The organism is Paraburkholderia sp. CNPSo 3274 (assembly GCF_024206475.1).
Taxonomy (GTDB): domain Bacteria; phylum Pseudomonadota; class Gammaproteobacteria; order Burkholderiales; family Burkholderiaceae; genus Paraburkholderia.
This window is the reverse complement of the sequence record NZ_JAMBPR010000029.1, coordinates 80,935-99,717: the sequence shown is the minus strand read 5'-3', so window position 1 is coordinate 99,717 and position 18,783 is coordinate 80,935. Positions and strand designations below refer to the sequence as shown.

At 64.3% G+C, this 18,783-nt stretch carries 17 protein-coding genes; 1 reads left to right on the top strand and 16 read right to left on the bottom strand.

Features of this window, described 5'->3' with window-relative positions:
* The 3 genes from M3I54_RS20790 to ppsA all read right to left on the bottom strand — a co-directional run.
* Nucleotides 1-943, bottom strand: a 943-nt coding sequence (locus M3I54_RS20790; RefSeq protein WP_254339310.1) for an SPFH domain-containing protein, incomplete at its 3' end; no start/stop codon positions are given.
* A gap of 56 nt (nt 944-999) precedes the next feature.
* The gene (locus tag M3I54_RS20785; protein WP_254339308.1) at nt 1,000-1,485 is read right to left on the bottom strand and encodes an NfeD family protein; all 486 of its coding nucleotides are present in this window, start codon (nt 1,483-1,485) and stop codon (nt 1,000-1,002) included.
* A gap of 143 nt (nt 1,486-1,628) precedes the next feature.
* Entirely contained in the window at nt 1,629-4,028 is a 2,400-nt protein-coding gene (ppsA, locus tag M3I54_RS20780; RefSeq protein ID WP_254339306.1) for a phosphoenolpyruvate synthase, read from the bottom strand.
* Nucleotides 4,029-4,429: 401 nt separating this feature from the next.
* On the opposite strand from ppsA, the gene M3I54_RS20775 reads away from it, so the two are divergent.
* Nucleotides 4,430-5,245 carry a pyruvate, water dikinase regulatory protein gene (locus M3I54_RS20775; protein ID WP_254339304.1) on the top strand — a complete coding sequence of 272 codons (816 nt, stop codon included), beginning with the start codon at nt 4,430-4,432 and terminating at the stop codon, nt 5,243-5,245.
* A gap of 64 nt (nt 5,246-5,309) precedes the next feature.
* Here M3I54_RS20775 and M3I54_RS20770 read toward each other — a convergent pair whose 3' ends face one another.
* The 13 genes from M3I54_RS20770 to frr all read right to left on the bottom strand — a co-directional run bounded on the left by M3I54_RS20770 (nt 5,310) and on the right by frr (nt 18,719).
* Nucleotides 5,310-6,095 carry an RNA methyltransferase gene (locus M3I54_RS20770; RefSeq protein ID WP_254339302.1) on the bottom strand — a complete coding sequence of 262 codons (786 nt, stop codon included), beginning with the start codon at nt 6,093-6,095 and terminating at the stop codon, nt 5,310-5,312.
* A gap of 104 nt (nt 6,096-6,199) precedes the next feature.
* The gene (gene rnhB / locus M3I54_RS20765) at nt 6,200-6,976 is read right to left on the bottom strand and encodes a ribonuclease HII (protein WP_375542175.1); all 777 of its coding nucleotides are present in this window, start codon (nt 6,974-6,976) and stop codon (nt 6,200-6,202) included.
* The gene (gene lpxB / locus M3I54_RS20760; RefSeq protein WP_254339300.1) at nt 6,973-8,142 is read right to left on the bottom strand and encodes a lipid-A-disaccharide synthase; all 1,170 of its coding nucleotides are present in this window, start codon (nt 8,140-8,142) and stop codon (nt 6,973-6,975) included. The genes rnhB and lpxB overlap by 4 nt, the downstream gene beginning before the upstream one ends.
* A 3-nt stretch (nt 8,143-8,145) precedes the next feature.
* A complete protein-coding gene (lpxA, locus tag M3I54_RS20755) occupies nt 8,146-8,934 on the bottom strand; it encodes an acyl-ACP--UDP-N-acetylglucosamine O-acyltransferase (protein WP_254339298.1) in 789 nt (262 codons plus the stop codon).
* A gap of 78 nt (nt 8,935-9,012) precedes the next feature.
* Entirely contained in the window at nt 9,013-9,477 is a 465-nt protein-coding gene (fabZ, locus tag M3I54_RS20750; RefSeq protein WP_028204052.1) for a 3-hydroxyacyl-ACP dehydratase FabZ, read from the bottom strand.
* A 225-nt stretch (nt 9,478-9,702) separates the two neighbouring features.
* Nucleotides 9,703-10,776 (bottom strand): UDP-3-O-(3-hydroxymyristoyl)glucosamine N-acyltransferase, encoded by a 1,074-nt coding sequence (gene lpxD / locus M3I54_RS20745; RefSeq protein WP_254339296.1) that lies wholly within the window; start codon nt 10,774-10,776, stop codon nt 9,703-9,705.
* Nucleotides 10,777-10,821: 45 nt separating this feature from the next.
* Nucleotides 10,822-11,370, bottom strand: a complete 549-nt coding sequence (locus M3I54_RS20740) for an OmpH family outer membrane protein (protein WP_254339317.1) — start codon at nt 11,368-11,370, stop codon at nt 10,822-10,824.
* A 71-nt stretch (nt 11,371-11,441) separates the two neighbouring features.
* A complete protein-coding gene (gene bamA / locus M3I54_RS20735) occupies nt 11,442-13,748 on the bottom strand; it encodes an outer membrane protein assembly factor BamA (protein WP_254339294.1) in 2,307 nt (768 codons plus the stop codon).
* Between the two features lie 68 nt (nt 13,749-13,816).
* Entirely contained in the window at nt 13,817-15,205 is a 1,389-nt protein-coding gene (gene rseP / locus M3I54_RS20730; protein ID WP_254339292.1) for an RIP metalloprotease RseP, read from the bottom strand.
* A 109-nt stretch (nt 15,206-15,314) separates the two neighbouring features.
* Nucleotides 15,315-16,496 carry a 1-deoxy-D-xylulose-5-phosphate reductoisomerase gene (locus tag M3I54_RS20725; protein ID WP_254339282.1) on the bottom strand — a complete coding sequence of 394 codons (1,182 nt, stop codon included), beginning with the start codon at nt 16,494-16,496 and terminating at the stop codon, nt 15,315-15,317.
* Nucleotides 16,497-16,506: 10 nt separating this feature from the next.
* Nucleotides 16,507-17,316, bottom strand: coding sequence for a phosphatidate cytidylyltransferase (locus M3I54_RS20720; protein WP_254339280.1), 810 nt, complete (start codon nt 17,314-17,316; stop codon nt 16,507-16,509).
* Nucleotides 17,310-18,086: an isoprenyl transferase gene (locus M3I54_RS20715; protein WP_254339278.1), complete on the bottom strand. Its 777-nt coding sequence runs from the start codon at nt 18,084-18,086 to the stop codon at nt 17,310-17,312. The genes M3I54_RS20720 and M3I54_RS20715 overlap by 7 nt, the downstream gene beginning before the upstream one ends.
* 72 nt (nt 18,087-18,158) lie before the next feature.
* Nucleotides 18,159-18,719, bottom strand: coding sequence for a ribosome recycling factor (gene frr, locus M3I54_RS20710; RefSeq protein WP_028204060.1), 561 nt, complete (start codon nt 18,717-18,719; stop codon nt 18,159-18,161).
* Nucleotides 18,720-18,783 lie beyond the last annotated feature (64 nt).

Sequence of the window (18,783 nt, the reverse complement as noted above, 5' to 3'; positions counted from 1 at the left end):
CCCCAGCCCCACTGATCTGCCCCTCGCGCAAGCCCGCCCGGTTCACGATCGTCAGCGCCGAAGCGATCATCGTGCTCAGGTCGCCCATGTTGCCCGGCACGATCAGCGTATTGCCCTGCTTCGCAAGATTGGCAAAGGCATTCACGTACTGTTCGGCCACCTTGAGGTTGACGGCATCCATACCGCCCTGCGCCTGGATCGAGTTGCCGATCTTCTGGATAGCCTGCGCGTTCGCCTCGGCCACCGCGAGAATGGCGGCCGCCTGACCCTGAGCCTGGTTGATCGCCGCCTGACGCTCGCCTTCCGACTTCTGGATCGCCGCCTCGCGCGCCCCGGCTGCCAGGTTGATCTGTTCCTGCTTGCGGCCTTCCGAGGCCGCGATGAGCGCGCGCTTTTCCCGCTCGGCGGTGATCTGCGCCTGCATGGCGTGCAGGATTTCCTTCGGCGGCGTGAGATCCTTGATTTCGTAGCGCAGCACCTTCACGCCCCAGTTCGATGCGGCCTCATCGAGCGACGACACGACGCTATGGTTGATGAAGTCGCGTTCCTCGAAGGTCTTGTCGAGTTCGAGCTTGCCGATCACAGAGCGCAGCGTGGTCTGCGAAAGCTGCGTAATCGCGAACACGAAATTGCTCGAGCCGTACGACGCCTTCATGGGATCGGTCACCTGGAAGTACAGCACGCCATCCACCTGAAGTTGCGTGTTGTCGCGCGTGATGCAGACCTGGCTGGGCACTTCGAGCGGAATCTCCTTGAGCACGTGCTTGTAGGCCACGCGATCCACGAACGGCAGCACAATCGTCAACCCCGGCGTGAGCGTGGCGTGATAGCGCCCGAGCCGTTCAAGCACCCAGGCATGCTGTTGCGGCACGATCTTGATGGTCTGCGCGATCAGCACGATGACGATCACGAGCAGAATCAGGCCGACGACTGGGACTTGCATACGGGACCTCCGTTCGCTTCTGTGTGGTGTGTTGGTGTGATTTTGAAATCGGCCAGTCACGCGTGGCGCGCGCCGTCGCGAGCGGTGCCGGGCGCATCGGCTTCGCGCCGCTCGCGCTTCGCCGCGACGACGAGGCAACTGCCGCGCAGCGCCTTGATTTCATAGAGAGGCGCATCTTCGGGCTCGCCAGGCGCGAGTTCGACGTCCCATTCGGCGCCGCGATACATCGTGCGCGCGCGCCCGTCACGCCATGCGGCGACAGCAAGTGTCGCGCCAATATCGAGGTTCACGCCCGGATCGGTCGAGGCGTCGGTCATGCGCCGGCGGCGTCCAAAGCGCGAGCGCCGCAGCGTAATCACGGCCGCGAGCCCAACCACCGCCGCGACAATCAGCTGCACGTCGAGCGGCGCGCCAAGCTCATAGCTGAGCGCGCCGGCGAGAAAGCCGAGCGCGATCATCAAGAGGTAGAACGTGCCGGTCATCAGCTCGGCGACGATGAGTACGCCTGCGGCAATCCACCAGAACAAACCATGCGGACCCACGACGACCTCCCAAAGTAAAACACCCCGGATAGACCGGGGTGTTATAGCACGAAGCTGACACTTTTTTCCGCAGCGTGCAATGACGCACGGGAAGCTGCATCAAGCTCCGCATGTGCCGAAGATTGCCCCCCTCGGCACCGCGCTTACTTCGACTGCGACTTCGCCAGCTGCTGCCACGTCTCGATAACCGAGTCCGGGTTCAGCGAGATCGAAGCGATGCCTTCTTCCGCGAGCCACTGGGCGAAGTCCGGGTGGTCGGACGGGCCCTGACCGCAGATGCCGACGTACTTGTTCAAGCGGCGGCAGGTTTCGATCGCGCGCTTGAGCATGAACTTCACGGCCGGATCGCGCTCGTCGAAGTCGACGGCCAGCAGTTCCATGCCCGAGTCCCGGTCGAGGCCGAGCGTGAGCTGCGTGAGATCGTTCGAGCCGATCGAGAAGCCGTCGAAGTACTGCAGAAACTCTTCCGCGAGAATCGCGTTCGACGGCACTTCGCACATCATGATCAGCTTGAGGTCGTTCACGCCGCGCTTCAGGCCGAACTTCTCGAGCAGGCCAACCACGCGCTCCGCTTGCTTGAGCGTACGCACGAACGGCACCATGATCTCGACGTTCGTGAGACCCATTTCTTCACGCACACGCTTGAGCGCCAGGCACTCCATTTCGAACGCCTGCGCGAAGTCCTCGGCGATATAACGCGACGCGCCCCGGAAACCCAGCATCGGGTTTTCTTCGTCCGGCTCGTAGCGCGAACCGCCGATCAGCTTCTTGTACTCGTTCGACTTGAAGTCCGAGAGACGCACGATCACGGGCTTCGGATAGAACGCCGCCGCAATCGTGGCGATGCCTTCCGTGAGCTTGTCGACGTAGAACGCGCGCGGCGAGGCGTGCCCGCGCGCAACGCTTTCCACGGCCTTCTTCAGGTCCGCGTCGATATTCGGGTACTCGAGGATCGCCTTCGGGTGCACGCCGATATTGTTGTTGATGATGAACTCGAGACGCGCGAGGCCAACACCCGCATTCGGCAGTTGCGAGAAGTCGAACGCGAGCTGCGGATTGCCCACGTTCATCATGATCTTGACCGGAATCGACGGCAGCTCGCCACGCTGGACTTCGCTGACTTCCGTTTCCAGCAGACCGTCGTAAATCCGGCCTTCGTCGCCTTCCGCGCACGAAACCGTCACGAGCGCGCCGTCCTTCAGCACGTCGGTCGCGTCGCCACAGCCCACCACGGCCGGCACGCCCAGCTCGCGCGCGATGATCGCCGCGTGGCAAGTACGGCCGCCACGGTTCGTGACGATCGCCGCTGCGCGCTTCATCACCGGCTCCCAGTTCGGGTCGGTCATGTCGGCGACCAGCACGTCGCCCGGCTGCACGCGTTCCATTTCGGACGGATCGTGAATCACCTTCACGCGGCCCGCGCCGATCTTCTGGCCGATCGCGCGGCCCGTTGCGAGCACCTGCGACTGGCCCTTGAGCTTGAAGCGCTGCTCGACCTTGCCGGCGGCCTGGCTCTTCACAGTCTCCGGACGCGCCTGGAGAATGAAGATCTTGCCATCGAGACCGTCCTTGCCCCACTCGATGTCCATCGGACGCTGGTAGTGCTTCTCGATGATGACGGCGTACTTGGCCAACTCGATCACGTCTTCGTCGGTGATCGAGAAGCGGTTGCGCTGTTCGTGCGAAACGTCGACCGTCTTCACGCGGCCCGGCTCGCCCGGCTGCGTGAATTCCATCTTGATGAGCTTCGAGCCGATCGAGCGGCGGATGATCGGAGCCTTGCCTTGAGCGAGCGTGGTCTTGAAGACGTAGAACTCGTCCGGATTCACTGCGCCCTGCACGACCGTTTCACCGAGGCCGTAGCTCGACGTGATGAAGACGGCATCCTTGAAGCCCGATTCCGTGTCCAGCGTGAACATCACGCCTGCGGCGCCGCGATCCGAACGGACCATGCGCTGCACGCCAGCCGACAGCGCGACTTCGGCGTGGGTGAAGCCCTTGTGGACGCGATAGGAAATAGCGCGGTCGTTGTAGAGCGACGCGAAAACGTGCTTGAGGCGATCGAGCACGTCCTCGATGCCCACCACGTTAAGGTAGCTTTCCTGCTGACCAGCAAACGATGCGTCGGGCAGGTCTTCCGCCGTTGCCGACGAACGCACGGCGAACGAGAGCTCAGACGGCGAACCGTTCTGCAGCGTCTCGAAACCGGCGCGGATCTCCGCTTCGAGTTTCGGCTGCAGCGGCGCGTCGATGATCCATTGACGGATCTCCTTGCCAGCTTCGGCCAGCGCCTTCACGTCGTCGACGTCGAACGTCTCCAGGCGAGCGGCGATCCGTTCGGTCAGGTTGTTATGTTTCAGGAAGTCGCGGAAGGCGAGCGCGCTCGTCGCGAAGCCCGTGGGCACTCGCACACCTGCCTCAGCCAACTGGCTGATCATTTCGCCGAGCGAGGCGTTCTTGCCGCCCACGATCTCGACATCGGTCATCCGCAACTGCTCGAAAGGCACTACATACGCCTGATCCTTGGCAACGGTGTTAGTCATACAAGCCCCTAAGTGTGAAAAAAATTCACGATTGCGCAAGTGGGCTCGAACGCGGTCCGCCCATTGGAAGCGGATTCGCGTCTTGCGCAACCTGTTGGAGAAGCAATCGCTCACATGCCGTGAGCGAATTTCCATTCAATGGAAAAGCACGAAGATGCGCGCGATTCCATGGTGTTAGATGAAATCGCTGCAAATTGACACCAGAATGCGCCGCGATAGACGGCTGTTTGGCGCGGTTGCACTGCAATTGCTTATCCAACAGGTTGCCGCTATTCTACCGTGCCGACTCTTGAATTTGTGCCAGTCGGCGAGAATTGCCCCTCGGTCCCGCCGGACGGGGCTTTCCGGGCGCCCAAGCCTGTCCCGAGCAGCCCTGCAGCTCACGTACCCAGCCTCAACCGATGCCGCCCACCGTATTCATCGTCTCCGACGGTACCGGGATCACTGCCGAAACTTTCGCGCATTCGATCCTGTCGCAGTTCGACCAGAAGTTCCGCCTCGTACGCGTGCCCTTTGTCGATTCGTCCGAAAAGGCCTACTCGACCGCCGAGAAGATCAACGAAGCCGCCGTGCAGGAAGGCCGCCGCCCGATCGTGTTCACGACGCTGGTGGACAGCAACTCGAACGAGATCGTCAAACGGGCGAATGCGCTCGTGATGGACATGTTCCAGACCTTCGTGGAACCGCTCGAGCAGGAGCTGGAGCTCAAGTCGAGCCACGCCATGGGCCGCGGCCACCAGAACGCCGACACCGACGAATACAAGAACCGTATCGAGGCGATCAACTTCTCGCTCGCGCACGACGACGGCCAGTCCGACCGCAATCTCGCCGACGCCGACGTGATCCTCGTGGGCGTGTCGCGCAGCGGCAAGACACCTACGAGCCTGTATCTCGCGATGCAGTACGGTGTGAAGGCCGCGAACTACCCGCTCATCCCGGACGATTTCGAGCGCGGCAAGCTGCCGAATCCGTTGCTTTCGCATCGCACGAAGATATTCGGCCTCTCGATCGATCCGCAGCGCCTTACCGAGATCCGCAACGAGCGGCGGCCCGGCAGCAAGTACGCCGCGCTGGAAAATTGCCGCTATGAGGTGAACGAAGCCGAGGCGATGATGCGGCGCGAAGGCATCAAGTGGCTCTCGTCGACACACAAGTCGATCGAGGAAATCGCCACCACGATCCTGCAGGAAATTCGCATCGACAAGCCGTCGTATTGAAACGGCCCGCCTGAAACGAAAAAGCCCGCATCGCGGGCTTTTTTATTGCTCACTGGCGCGAGCGTCAACGTGCGTGCCGCTGCTGCCGGCATTGCTCGAACACGCACACCGCCGCCGCCGCCGCGACGTTGAGCGACTCCATGCCGCCCGGCTGCGGAATCGTTACGCGCAGCGCGGCCGCGTCACGCCATACCTGCGAGACGCCCGCCCCTTCGTTGCCGAACACCCACGCGACCTGGCCCGTGAGATCGGCCTCGTCGATCGCCTGCGCGCCGTGCGAATCGGTGATGACCACCGGCACGCCAAGCATCTCGACGAGCGCTTCGGCCTCCGCGTTCTCATAGATCTGCAAGAGGAAATGCGCGCCCATTGCCGAGCGCAGCACCTTCGACGACCACACATAGGCCGTGCCCGGCGTGCAAAACACCTTGTCGATGCCGGCCGCCGCCGCGCTGCGCAGGATCGAGCCGACGTTGCCGGCGTCCTGCAATCCGTCGAGCACGAGGCAGGTCGATCCGACGCGCGCGGGCAACTGCGCCTCCGGCATATCGACGAGCAGCAGCAGCCCCATGCCGTGCATAACGTTCGAGAGCTGCCCGAAGAGCGCATCGGGCAGTGTGATCACGCGGCGCTCGTCCACTCGGGCGACGATGGCCCGCGCTTCTTCATGCGCGAGCGCGCCTTCGGTCACCACGCAGTACTCGGGCTGCGTACCGCCGTCGAGCCACGCGCTCGCGAGATGGAAGCCTTCGAGCAAAGCCTGATGGCTGCGCCGCTGTTGATGCGTCGAGCCGGCGAGCGCCTTCAGGCGCTTGTAGAGCGGATTGTCGCGCGAGGTAATGGCTTTCACGGGCGGCCCTGGCGTATCAAATGAGGGATCGGGAGATAGAAAAACGGCGGTGCCGGCACTGCACGAAACGGCGCCGGCTCGCGTGAGACGCCGTTAGCGGCGGCTCAAGGGAGTGGCGCGAAGGCGTCGCCTTCTTCGAGGCCGGCGGCGGCGCCAACCATTGTCGAAGCACCGGGCAGGACGACGCCGTGCAGCGCATACGCGTCGCGCACGGGCGCGAACGAGCGCCGGTGGTGCTCACACGGACCATGCGCCCGCAACGCTTCGAGGTGCTGCGGCGTGCCGTAGCCCGCATGGGCGTCGAAACCATAATGCGGATGGCGTTGGTGCAGATCGACCAGCATGCGGTCACGCGTGACCTTGGCGATGATCGACGCCGCCGAGATACTCGGCACGAGCGCGTCGCCGCCAATCACCGCTTCGCTGCGCACCGGCATCACCGGGCAGCGATTGCCGTCGATCTTCGCGAGCGTCGGCACAATGCTCAAGCCTTCAACCGCACGCCGCATCGCCAGCATCGTCGCGTGCAGGATGTTGAGCGTGTCGATTTCCTCGACGCTCGCCGACGCGACGCACCACGCGAGCGAGCGTTCGACGATACGCTCGTAGAGCGTTTCGCGCGCCTGCGCCGTCAGCACCTTCGAATCGTCGAGCCCGCGAATCGGCCGGGCCGGATCGAGAATCACGGCCGCCGCGACCACAGGCCCAGCGAGCGGCCCGCGGCCGGCCTCGTCCACGCCGCAAATCACGTCGTCTGGCGATTCGAACAGCAGTCCGGCCTGCCGCGCAGCCTTGCGACGCGCGGCGAGCTTGAGCGCCGCCTGCGACGGCGGCTTTTTCACGGCTGGCGCCGTTGTGCGCCTGGTCGTGCGCTCGCTCATGCCCGCCCCTTTCGGCGTTCGACGATGCTCGCGACCACCTCGGCCGCGCGCTCCGCGGTGTTCTGGCGCAGGGTCAGATGCATCTGCGTGAACACCTCGGTCAGCGTGCGCCGGTTTGCCTCGTCCTGCAACTGCGTGAGTGTCGCGTCGGCAAGCGCCTCCGGCGTCGCGAAGTGCTGCAGGATTTCCGGCACGACGAAGCGGCCCGCGAGAATGTTCGGCAGGCCCACGTAAGGCAGATAGGCCTGGCGGCGCATGATCTGCCCCGTGAGCCAGGGCACCTTGTAGGAGATGACCATCGGCTTCTTGAGCAGCGCCGCTTCGAGCGTGACCGTGCCGCTCTTCACGAGGATCGCGTCGGCGGCCGTCATGGCGAGTTGCGACTGGCCGTCGATGATCGTGAGCGCGAGACCCTGATGCGCATTCGCGAGTTCCTGCAGCTGCGTGTGGATAGCCGGCGTTGCCGCCGGCATCACGAAACGCAGCGCCGGCTCGCGCTGCTGCATGATCTGCATCGCGTCGAAGAAGGTCGGGCCGATCAGGTTGATTTCCGAGCGGCGGCTGCCCGGCAGCACCGCGATCACCGGGCCGCTTTCCGGCATACCCAGTGTACGGCGCGCTCCGGGCATGTCCGGTTCGAGCGGAATCTCGTCGGCGAGCGGATGGCCCACGTACGATGCCGCCACCCCGGACTTCTCGAGGAGCGCCGTTTCGAACGGAAACACGCACAGCATGTGATCCACGGCCTTCTGGATCTTCTTGATACGACCGCCACGCCACGCCCAGATCGACGGGCAGACGAAGTGGATCGTCGGAATGCCCGCGTCGCGCAGCGCGTGCTCGAGGCCGAAATTGAAGTCAGGCGCATCCACGCCGATGAAAGCGTCAGGCGGTTCGGCCAGCAGCTGATGCTTGAGCTCGTTGCGGATGCGCAGAATCTCGGGAATGTGCCGCAGCGCCTCGACGTAGCCGCGCACCGAGAGCTTTTCCATCGGCCAGTGCGTGTCGAAGCCGGCGGCCGTCATGCGCGGGCCGCCGATTCCGTAGTACTGCGTAGTGTCTGGCAAGCGGGCTTTGAGCCCAGCGAGCAGCGACGACGCAAGCAGGTCGCCGGACGGCTCGCCGGCGACCATCGCGAGACGCAGCGGACGCGTTTGCAGCGCCATCGATCAGCGAATGATGCCGCGTTGCGACTGCTCGACGAAGTCGAGCAGCGCCTTCACGTGCACGTCGCCGTCGCCGCCCGCCTGCGCGAGGTCGGCGAGCTGCACCTTCGCCTCTTCGAGCGAGAGCCCGTTCTTGTAGAGCGTGCGATACGCCGAGCGCAGCGCGGAAATCGCATCAGCCGAAAAGCCGCGACGGCGCAGACCTTCGACGTTGATGCCGTGCGGCACCGCCTTGTTGCCGGCGGCGATCACGAACGGCGGCACGTCCTGCACGAGCGCCGAGGCGCCGCCCACCATCGAATGCGCGCCAATGCGCACGAACTGGTGCACGCCGGTCATGCCACCGACGATCGCGTGGTCTTCGACGAACACATGGCCCGCGAGCTGCGCGTTGCTCGACATGATGACGTTGTTGCCCAGACGGCAGTCGTGGCCCACGTGCACGTAGGCCATGATCCAGTTGTCGTCGCCGATGATCGTGACGCCGGTGTCCTGCACCGTGCCCGTATGCAGCGTCGTGAACTCGCGGATGGTATTGCGGTTGCCGATCACGAGCTTCGTGGGCTCGCCCCTGTACTTCATGTCCTGCGGACGGCCGCCGATCGACGCGTAGTGGCCGATCGTGTTGTCTTCGCCAATCGTCGTGTGACCTTCCAGCACGCTATGCGAACCGACCTTCGTGCGCGCACCGATGGTGACGTTCGCACCGATGACCGCGAACGGCCCAATTTCGACCGATTCGTCGACCTGCGCGCCCGATTCGACGACCGCAGTGGGATGGATCCTGCTCATTCGTCCTCGCTCTCCGATTCTGTTTCCGTGCGCCGGCGCCTCGAGGTCAAGGCGCGCTGCGGCATGCGGCGGCGCTTCTTATTGCGCCGCGTCCATTTTCTTGACGGTGCACATGAGTTCCGCCTCGCAGGCCACGGAGCCTTCCACTTCGGCCACCGCCTTGAACTTCCAGATGCCGCGCATGTAGCGCTCGAACGTCACGTTGAGGATGAGCTGGTCGCCCGGCTCGACCACGCGCTTAAAGCGCGCGCCATCGATGCCCACGAAGTAGTACAGCGTATTCTCGAAGTCCTGCTCTTCCTCCGAGAACGTTAGCAGCGCGGCGGTTTGCGCCAGCGCCTCGAGGATCATCACACCGGGCATGACCGGACGCTGCGGGAAGTGCCCCGTGAAAAAGGGCTCGTTGACCGTCACGTTCTTCAACGCCTTGATGCTCTTGTGCGGCTCCAGCTCAATGACCCGGTCCACCATCAGGAACGGATAGCGGTGCGGCAGCAGCGTGAGAATCTTGTGGATGTCGAAGTTGAGTTTTTCGATGTTCATGGTGGTTCTGCTCACGCAGGAATTGCGCGTGTGACTTTCGATTTCGATTTTCGAGGCGCTTGACCAAACACGTCCGCGCTGACGCGAAGTATGCGCCACGCCCGGGCTCCCGTGCATGCGTATTGCCCCGGGCGGGAAGCCCCGGGCGGGGAGCTTTGGTCGTCCGCGACGCAAAGCGGCGCGCCGCTCCCGCGACACGCCGCCCGCTACCTCGATACTGCTTTCTTATTCGCCCGGCGCCTTCTGGGCAACCACAGCCTCCAGCGCCTTGATACGGTCGCGCAGCTTGCCGATGTTACGCAACAGCGCCGCGCTCTTGTTCCAGTCGGCGTGATCGACCGCCGGGAAAGCGCTCGTGTAGATGCCGGCCTTCGGCAACGATTTCGAGACACCCGACTTCGCCGTGACGATCACGTAGTCGCCCAGCGTGACGTGCCCCGCAATGCCCACTGCACCGCCGATCATGCAATGGCGCCCGATCGTCGTGCTGCCCGCAATGCCCGCGCAGCCCGCGATGACCGTGTACGCGCCGATCTTGCAGTTGTGGCCGATCTGCACGAGGTTATCGATCTTCACGCATTCTTCGATGATCGTATCGGCCATCGCGCCACGGTCGATCGTGCTGTTCGCGCCGATCTCGACGTCAGGCCCAATGGCCACGCCGCCCACCTGCGGAATCTTGACCCAGCTACCCGTGCGTGCGTCGCCCTCGCCCGTGAAATCGGGGGCGAAACCAAAGCCGTCCGAGCCGATCACGGCGCCGGCATGCACGATGGCGCGCGCGCCAAGCTTGCAGCTGTGGTAGACGGTCACGCCCGGATACAGGTGCGAGCCCTCGCCCACCTGGGTGCCGCGGCCGATGAACACGTTCGCGTCGAGCCGCACGTTTTCCCCGATCACCGCGCCCGCTTCGACCGTGACGTTCGGGCCGATCACCGCACTCGCGGCGACCCGCGCCTTCGAGTCGACGTGGGCGCTGGCGTGGACGCCCGGCTGCGCCTTCGGCGCGGCGAGGTCGATATACGCCTGCGCGACACGCGCGAAGTAAGCATACGGATTGGGTGTGACGATGAAGTTGCGTCCTTCGCGCGATGCGAGCTTCTCGAGGTCGCCGGGGCTGATGAGCACCGCGCCCGCGCGGGTCGTCTCGACCTGCGCGAGATACTTCGGATTGGCGAGGAACGCGAGCTGTTGCGGACCAGCCTGGTCGAGCGGCGCCAGCGAACTGACGCGTTGCGTCGCATCGCCCACCACCTCGCCGCCGAACCGCCCGACGATGTCCTCAAGCGTAAATGCCATGCGCGTGCTGCTCCTGCCTTAGTTGCTTTTAGTTGCCTGGTTGCCTTAGTTGCTGCTACTGCCGCCAGTGCTATTCGCTGCAAGCGCCTTCAGCACCTGGTCGGTGATGTCGATGCGCGGGCTCACGTACACCGCTTCCTGCACGATCAGGTCGTAATGTTGCTGCTCGGCGATCTGCTTGATCACCTTGTTCGCCCGGTCGAGCACCGCCGCCAGTTCCTCATTGCGGCGCTGGTTCAGGTCTTCGCGGAATTCGCGCTGCTTGCGCTGAAAGTCGCTGTCGAGCCCTGAAAGGTCGCGCTGCTTCTGCGCGCGATCGGCCGGCGACATCGACGGGCCGTTCTTGTCGAGCGAATCGGACAGCGACTTCAGACGCTGCGCCATGTCCTGCAGATCCTTGTCGCGCTTGGCGAACTCGGCTTCGAGCTTGGTCTGCGCGGCCTTCGCGGGAACGGATTCGCGCAGGATGCGATCGGAGTTCACCGCCGCGATCCTGGCTTCCTGCGCCTGCGCCACGCCCATGCCAAAACCGAGGAGCGCCAGCGACACGGTCATCGCCCCGATCGTCCGTCTGGAAAACATACCCGTTAGCAAAGTCATCCTCTCGTTTCCTGGATTCCGGCGCCGCGCGCTGCGCGCGCAACGAACGCCGGGCAAAACATACGTCAGAATGCCGTCCCGATCTGGAACTGGAACTTCTGGTACTGGTCGCCTTCGTGCTTGGTAACCGGGAAGCCCAGGCTCAGCTTGAGCGGACCGATCGGCGAAATCCACGCGAGACCGAAGCCGTAGCTGTAACGCAAGCCATTGGCGCCAATACTGTTGCCTTCCGTGCCCCAGACGTTACCACCATCGACGAACGTGAAGACGCGCAGCGTCCGGTCATAGCCCGTGCCCGGCAGCGGGAAGGTCAGCTCGATGTTGCCGACCAGCATCTTCGAACCGCCGATCGGGTCGTTCGTCGTCTTGTCGCGCGGACCCAGCGAACTCGGCTCGTAGCCACGCACCGAACCGATACCACCGGCGTAGTAGTTCTTGAAGATCGGGTACGGCTTGCCGCTGAGGCCATTACCGTAGCCGCCCTGGAAGTTCAGCCCCAGCACGAAGCCGCGCGCGAACGAGTAGTAATACTGCGCCTGCACGTCGGCCTTGTAGTACTGCGTGCCGCCAACCGGCGTGCCGTACTCGGCATTCGCCTGCGTGAAGTAGCCCTTGCTCGGCACGAGCGCGCTGTCACGCGCGTCGCGCGACCAGCCCACCGTGAGCGGCACATTGTTCGACACGCGGCCAAACTGGTTCACGTAGTCGATATAACTCTGCGGCGTGTTCGAGTCGACGTCGAGCGTGTCCTGCTCGAAGCCCGCGCCGAAGTAGACCGTGTCGACTTCCGAGAACGGGATGCCGAACTTGAGGTCGCCGCCCATCGTGATGATGCGGAAACTCGAATCGGTGGAGTAGTACAGCGGCTGGTACGTGCGGTAGTAGACGTCGGTAATGCGCTTGATGCCGTCCACCGTGAAGTACGGGTCCACCTGCGTGAGGGCCAGCGTGCGGTACGTCTTCGCGGTGTTCACGTTCAGCGAGAGCGAGGTGCCCGAACCGAACACGTTGTCCTGCGACACGCCCGCCGACAGCACCACCTTGTCCGTGGACGAGAAGCCCGCGCCCAGCGTGATCGCGCCGGTCGGCTTTTCGGCGACCTTCACGTTCACGTCCACCTGGTCAGCCGTGCCTTCCACAGGCACCGTGGTCACGTCGACGTCGGTGAAGTAGCCCAGACGGTTGATACGGTCCTTCGAGAGCGCGAGGCGGTTCGAGTCGAACCACGAGCTTTCGAGCTGGCGCATTTCGCGGCGGACGACTTCGTCGCGAGTGCGCGTGTTGCCCACCACGTTGATGCGGCGCACGTACACGCGGCGGCTCGGATCGACCTGCAGCGTGAGGTTGACCGTGTGATTCGCCTGATCGATCTGCGGCAGCGCGTTGACGGTCGCGAACGCGTAACCGTACTCGCCGAGCTTGTCGACGATGGCCTTGGTCGTGGCCTGCAGCTTCTCGGCCGAGAAGGTGTCTCCCGGCTTGATCTTGATGAGCTTCTTGAGCTCGGCCTCACGGTCGAGCAGGTTGCCCGACAGCTGAATACCCGACACCTTGTACGGCTCACCTTCGTGAATGCCGACGGTGAGGTACATGTCCTTCTTGTCGGGCGAGATCGAGACCTGCGTCGAGTCGATGTTGAACTCGAGGTAGCCGTGATTCAGGTAGTACGAGCGCACGTTCTCGAGGTCGCCCGTGAGCTTTTCCTTCGAGTAGAGGTCGTTCTTCGTGTACCACGAGAACCAGTTCGGCGTGGAGAGCTGCATCTCCGCCAGGAGCGTGCCGCTGCTGTACGTCTTGTTGCCGATGAAGTTGATCTGGCGGATCTTCGCGCTCGGACCTTCGACCACCGAAAACAGCAGACCGACGCGATTACGGTCGATCGGCGTGACCGTGGTCGTGACCTCGGCGGCGTAGAAGCCACGCGTGAGGTACTGGCGCTTGAGCTCCTGCTCGGCCTTGTCGACGAGCGCCTTGTCGTAGTAGCGGCCTTGCGAGAGGCCGACCGCGCGCAGCGCCTTCGTCAAGTTGTCCTTGTCGAATTCCTTGATGCCCGCGAAGTCGATCGTGCCGATGGCCGGGCGCTCCTGCACCTGCACCACCACTACGCCGCCTTCGGTGGCGATCTTCACGTCGTTGAAGAAGCCCGTCGCATAGAGTGCGCGGATGGCCTCGGACGCCTTGTCGTCGTTGAACGTGTCGCCCTGCTTGATCGGCAGGTACGCGAACACCGTGCCCGGCTCGACGCGTTGCAGCCCTTCGATGCGGATGTCCTGAACCACGAAAGGCGTCGTTGCTGCGTGGGCAACGAGTCCATGTGCGGCGATCGCCGCGGCCGCAACCGTTTTTGGAACCAAGCGATGAGGTCTAAACAACGTGCTTCCCCAATTATGTATAGCTGCATCAGGTCAGGCGGTACGCCCACGGACGCCGCCAGACATCTTTAAAAATGGATTAACCGAGCCAGATCGTTGAACAACGCGATCGCCGACAGTGCGACGATGCAGGCAAGTCCCGCGCGCTGCAGTACGAGCTGCCAGCGGTCCGAGACGGCTTTGCCCGTTACGGCTTCAACCGCATAATATAACAGATGCCCCCCGTCCAATACCGGAATTGGGAGCAGATTCAATACGCCGAGGCTGATGCTCACGAGGGCGAGGAACGACAGGAACGCTGAAGGACCGAGTCGCGCACTCTTGCCGGCATAGTCAGCAATCGTCACCGGGCCCGACAGATTCTTAAGCGATGCTTCGCCCGTGATCATGCGGCCGAACATCCGCAGCGAATACACGGCGATGTCCCACGTGCGATACGCACCGAGCCGCACGCTCTCGAGCGGCCCATAACGGACGTCCACGGAAGGCGGCTGCGCCGAGAGCGCAGCGCCGATTCGCCCCACTTCCTCGCCCGTCTGCGCGTCTCGCTGCAGCGTCGGCGTGACCGTGAGCGAGAGCGTCTGCTGCACGTGCTGTGTAGCGTCGCCGCGCGCGACCGTGAGCCGCATGGGCTTGCCCGCACGCGCCTTCACGTAGGCGATGAAAGTGCTTGCGCTGTCCACGGGCCGGCCATCGACGGCGCGCAGCTGATCGCCCGCTTGCAGCCCGGCATGTTGCGCCGCACTACCCGCCTCCACGGCCGCCACCTTGAGCGTATTGCCGCCCGCCTCGAGGCCGAGCTTCGCCATGAAGTCGTCGTCGAGGTCCTTGCCGGTCAGTTGCGAGAGATCGAGCGGGAAATCGTAGGTACCCTCGCCGTCACGCGCGGCAAGAACGACATTGCCCTGGTCGAACACCGTGGCAAGCAGTTTCCAGCGCAGGTCGGACCACGAACGCACGGGCTCGGAGCGGCTGCCGTTTGCGTCGCTCACCGAAAGAATCGTTTCGCCGCCCTGAAAGCCGGCCCGAGCCGCCGCCGATTGCGCGGGCGGCGCCGCGACAATGGCCTTCTGCTCGGTCACCCCACTCGCGTACACCACCGCAAAGAGCACGACGGCCAGCACGAAATTGGCGATCGGCCCCGCCGCGACGATCGCAATGCGCTTGCCGACCGACTGGCGGTTGAATGCGTGCGGCAAATCGCTCGCGGGAATCTGGTCGGGCGATTCGCGCTCGTCGAGCATCTTCACGTAGCCGCCGAGCGGCAGCGCCGCGATGGTCCACTCAGTGCCGCTCTTTTTGCTGACCCACTGCACGAGCGGCCGGCCAAAGCCGATCGAGAAGCGCAGGACCTTCACGCCGCACAAGCGCGCGACGCTGTAGTGCCCGTATTCGTGCACGACGACCAGCACGCCGATCGCCACGACGAATGCGACCAGTTCGGTAAGCAGGTTCATGAGCGCCTCCTGGGCTGGAAGCAGCGCACCGGTGCGGGAGCGGTCCCGAGGTCGGGCTCGCGTGCCTGAGGGGCCGCCAGGGCCCTTCCGCAAGCCCCTCGCTGACCTGTCAGGCCGGCACCGGCAGGCTGTCGATGATGGTGTGAGCCGCGCGGCGGGCAGCCGCGTCGGCTTCGAGCACGACTTCGAGACTCGACGCGTTGCGGTTCTCGAGCGCGTTTAGTACGGCATCTACCGTCTGGGCGATGGCCATGAAGCCGATGCGCCGGTTCAAAAATGCTTCCACTGCAACTTCGTTCGCCGCGTTGAGCGCCGCGCTCGCCACGCCGCCGGCGGCCAATGCCTGCATCGCGAGTGCAAGACACGGAAAGCGCGCGTAGTCGGGCTTTTCGAACGTGAGCGTCGCGATTTGCGCGAGATCGAGCTGCGCGACGCCGGAATCGACACGGTCCGGGTACGCCAGCGCGTGCGCGATCGGCGTGCGCATGTCGGGGTTGCCTAGTTGCGCGAGCACCGAACCGTCGGCGTACGAAACCATCGAGTGAATCACGCTCTGCGGGTGGATCAGCACGTCGATGCGCTCGCCCGGCAGGTCGAACAGGTAATGCGCCTCGATCACTTCGAGGCCCTTGTTCATCATCGTGGCCGAATCGACGGAGATCTTGCGGCCCATCGACCAGTTCGGGTGCTTGCAGGCCTCGTCGGGCGTCACGTTCACGAGCGTCGAAGGCTCGCGGGTCCGGAACGGGCCGCCCGAGGCGGTCAGGATGATCTTCGTCACGCCGTCGCGCTGCGCGTTTTCGCGCGGGAAGCACTGGAACACGGCGTTGTGCTCGCTGTCGAGCGGCAGCAGCACGGCGCCGCTGTCGCGCACGGCGTCGATGAAGATGTCGCCCGACATCACGAGCGCTTCCTTGTTGGCGAGCAGGATCTGCTTGCCGGCCTTCGCCGCTGCGAGCGTGGGTGCGAGACCCGCCGCGCCGACAATGGCCGCGACCACGGTGTCGCAGCCATCGCTTTTCGAGACTTCGACGAGCGCCTGCGGCCCGTAGGTCACGATGGTCTTCGAGCCCGCCTCGCGCAGCTTGCGCTCGACCTGCGCGGCGGTGTCGGCGTCGCCGACCACGGCCACTTCGGGTGCGAAGCGCAAGCATTGTTCGACGAGTTTCTCGCCGTTGCGATGCGCGGTGAGCGCATAGATCGAGAAGCGTTGCGGATGACGCGCGACGACGTCGAGCGTGCTGTCTCCAATCGAGCCCGTGGAACCGAGCAGTGTGAGTCGTTTTTGCATATTCAAATCTCTAGCCGAACAGCAGCATGGCAAGCGGCAGCACGGGCAGCAGCGCGTCGATGCGGTCGAGGACTCCGCCGTGGCCCGGCAGGAGGCCGCTCGAATCCTTCACGCCAGCCTGGCGCTTCATCATCGACTCGAACAGATCGCCGATCACGCTGAACGCGACCAGCACGGTAAGTACGAAAAGCGCACGGCCGAGCCCGATCTGGGCGGCGAGCGCGGAATACAGCGTGGGTTCGAACGCGTGCAACGCGATCGCCGCGCCGGACACCACCATCACGGCGGCCCAGCCGCCCACGGCGCCTTCCCAGGTCTTGCCGGGGCTGATCGACGGCGCAAGCTTATGCTTTCCGAATGCCTTACCTGCAAAGTATGCGCCGATATCGGCCAGCCAGACGACGAGTAGCAGGGACAAAACGAACGCTACGCCGGCCGTGCGCGCAGCAACGAGGGCGTGCCAGCAGGCCGCGAAAACGGCGAGCCCGGCAGCCAGCAGGAAGGCGCGCCAGGCGCCCGCGGCGAGCACCGGCTTGCGCAGTAGCACGTAAGGGCCGACGATGATCCAGAACACGCCCGCCGCCTGAAAGAGCGGCCGGGGCGCCGGCAGGCGCGTGCTGAGCGCCACGGCGGCCGCCGCGATCACGGCGTAGACAATCGAGCCGGTCGCGCCCGCCTTCAGGAGGCGCGCCCATTCCCACGCGGCGAACACGACCACGACGCCAATCAGCGCGCCGAACGCCGCCACAGGTGCGAACAGCGTGATCGGCAGGAAGACTGCCAGCAGGACGAGCGCCGTAATGACGCGGGTCTTCAGCATGAAAGCGAATCGGCGTTCTGCGCGACGACCTGCGCGCTCGTGCGGCCGAAGCGGCGCTCGCGCTCGGCATACGACGCAATCGCGCGACTGAGCGCTTCGGCGTCGAAATCCGGCCAGAACGTATCGGTGAAATAGAACTCGGCGTAGGCGAGTTGCCAGAGCAGGAAGTTGCTCACCCGCTGCTCGCCACCCGTGCGGATGAAGAGATCCGGTTCGGGCGCGTAGGCCATTGCCAGATGCTGCGACAGCGTGTCTTCGGTGACGGGAACCGGCTGTCCCGTAGCCGCGGCTTCCTCGACCAGCTTGCGGGTGGCCTGCAGGATATCCCAGCGGCCACCGTAGTTCGCGGCGATCGTGAGCGTGAGACGGGTGTTGCGCGCGGTTTTGGTTTCCGCGCGGCGAATCAGGTCCTGGATGCGCTCGTTGAACATCGACAGGTCGCCGACCACGCGCAGGCGGATGCCGTTGGCATGCAGGCGCGCCACCTCGCGCTCGAGCGCGGTGACGAAAAGGCGCATGAGGAACGACACTTCGTCGGTCGGGCGACGCCAGTTTTCGGAACTGAAGGCGAAGAGCGTAACGTATTCGACGCCGCGCTCCACGCACGATTCGACCACGGAACGCACGGCGTCGACGCCGCGCGTGTGACCCGCGACGCGCGGCAGGCGCCGCTGGGTTGCCCAACGGCCATTGCCGTCCATGATGATCGCGATGTGGCGCGGCACGGCCGCCACGTCGGGCACGCGAACGGTTGAGCTGGTATAGGTCATGGCCGTTGGACTGTAACTGCGATAAAAAAGGGAAACCGCCAGAAATCTGGCGAATCTGGAAGCCCCAAGGCCTCAGACCGTCATGATCTCGGCTTCCTTCGTCTGCACGAGCTTGTCGATCTCGGTCACGAAGCGGTCAGTCAGCTTTTGGACTTCGTCGCCGCCGCGGCGCTCGTCGTCTTCGGAAATTTCCTTGTCCTTCACGAGCTTCTTGAGCTGCTCATTGGCGTCGCGACGCAGGTTACGTACGGCGACCTTCGCCGTTTCACCTTCGTTCTTGACGACCTTCGTGAGCTCCTTGCGGCGCTCTTCGGTGAGCGCGGGCATCGGCACGCGGATCAGGTCGCCGTGCGTGGCCGGGTTCAGGCCGAGATCCGACTCGCGGATCGCCTTTTCGATGACCGGCACCATCTTCTTTTCCCACGCCTGCACGCCGATCGTGCGCGCATCGACGAGCGTGAGGTTCGCGACCTGCGAGATGGGCACGGGCGAGCCGTAGTAGTCGACCTGGATGTGGTCGAGCAGACCGGTGTGGGCGCGGCCCGTGCGGATTTTCGCCAGATCGCTCTTGAACGCGTCGATCGAGCGCTGCATTTTCTGCTCGGCGCCCTTCTTGATGTCAGCCACAGCCATTTTGATACCTCCGAACCTTCATAACGGAACGAGCCCGCCGGCGCGCTGATGGGCGGCGCGGCCC

What these genes read in the sequence shown, in the direction of transcription:
- ppsA (WP_254339306.1), bottom strand. Translation starts at nt 4,028, where the DNA reads ATGACTAACACCGTTGCCAAGGATCAGGCGTATGTAGTGCCTTTCGAG.
- M3I54_RS20775 (WP_254339304.1), top strand. Translation starts at nt 4,430, where the DNA reads ATGCCGCCCACCGTATTCATCGTCTCCGACGGTACCGGGATCACTGCC.
- rnhB (WP_375542175.1), bottom strand. Translation starts at nt 6,976, where the DNA reads ATGAGCGAGCGCACGACCAGGCGCACAACGGCGCCAGCCGTGAAAAAG.
- lpxB (WP_254339300.1), bottom strand. Translation starts at nt 8,142, where the DNA reads ATGGCGCTGCAAACGCGTCCGCTGCGTCTCGCGATGGTCGCCGGCGAG.
- lpxA (WP_254339298.1), bottom strand. Translation starts at nt 8,934, where the DNA reads ATGAGCAGGATCCATCCCACTGCGGTCGTCGAATCGGGCGCGCAGGTC.
- fabZ (WP_028204052.1), bottom strand. Translation starts at nt 9,477, where the DNA reads ATGAACATCGAAAAACTCAACTTCGACATCCACAAGATTCTCACGCTG.
- lpxD (WP_254339296.1), bottom strand. Translation starts at nt 10,776, where the DNA reads ATGGCATTTACGCTTGAGGACATCGTCGGGCGGTTCGGCGGCGAGGTG.
- rseP (WP_254339292.1), bottom strand. Translation starts at nt 15,205, where the DNA reads ATGAACCTGCTTACCGAACTGGTCGCATTCGTCGTGGCGATCGGCGTG.
- M3I54_RS20725 (WP_254339282.1), bottom strand. Translation starts at nt 16,496, where the DNA reads ATGCAAAAACGACTCACACTGCTCGGTTCCACGGGCTCGATTGGAGAC.
- M3I54_RS20720 (WP_254339280.1), bottom strand. Translation starts at nt 17,316, where the DNA reads ATGCTGAAGACCCGCGTCATTACGGCGCTCGTCCTGCTGGCAGTCTTC.
- M3I54_RS20715 (WP_254339278.1), bottom strand. Translation starts at nt 18,086, where the DNA reads ATGACCTATACCAGCTCAACCGTTCGCGTGCCCGACGTGGCGGCCGTG.
- frr (WP_028204060.1), bottom strand. Translation starts at nt 18,719, where the DNA reads ATGGCTGTGGCTGACATCAAGAAGGGCGCCGAGCAGAAAATGCAGCGC.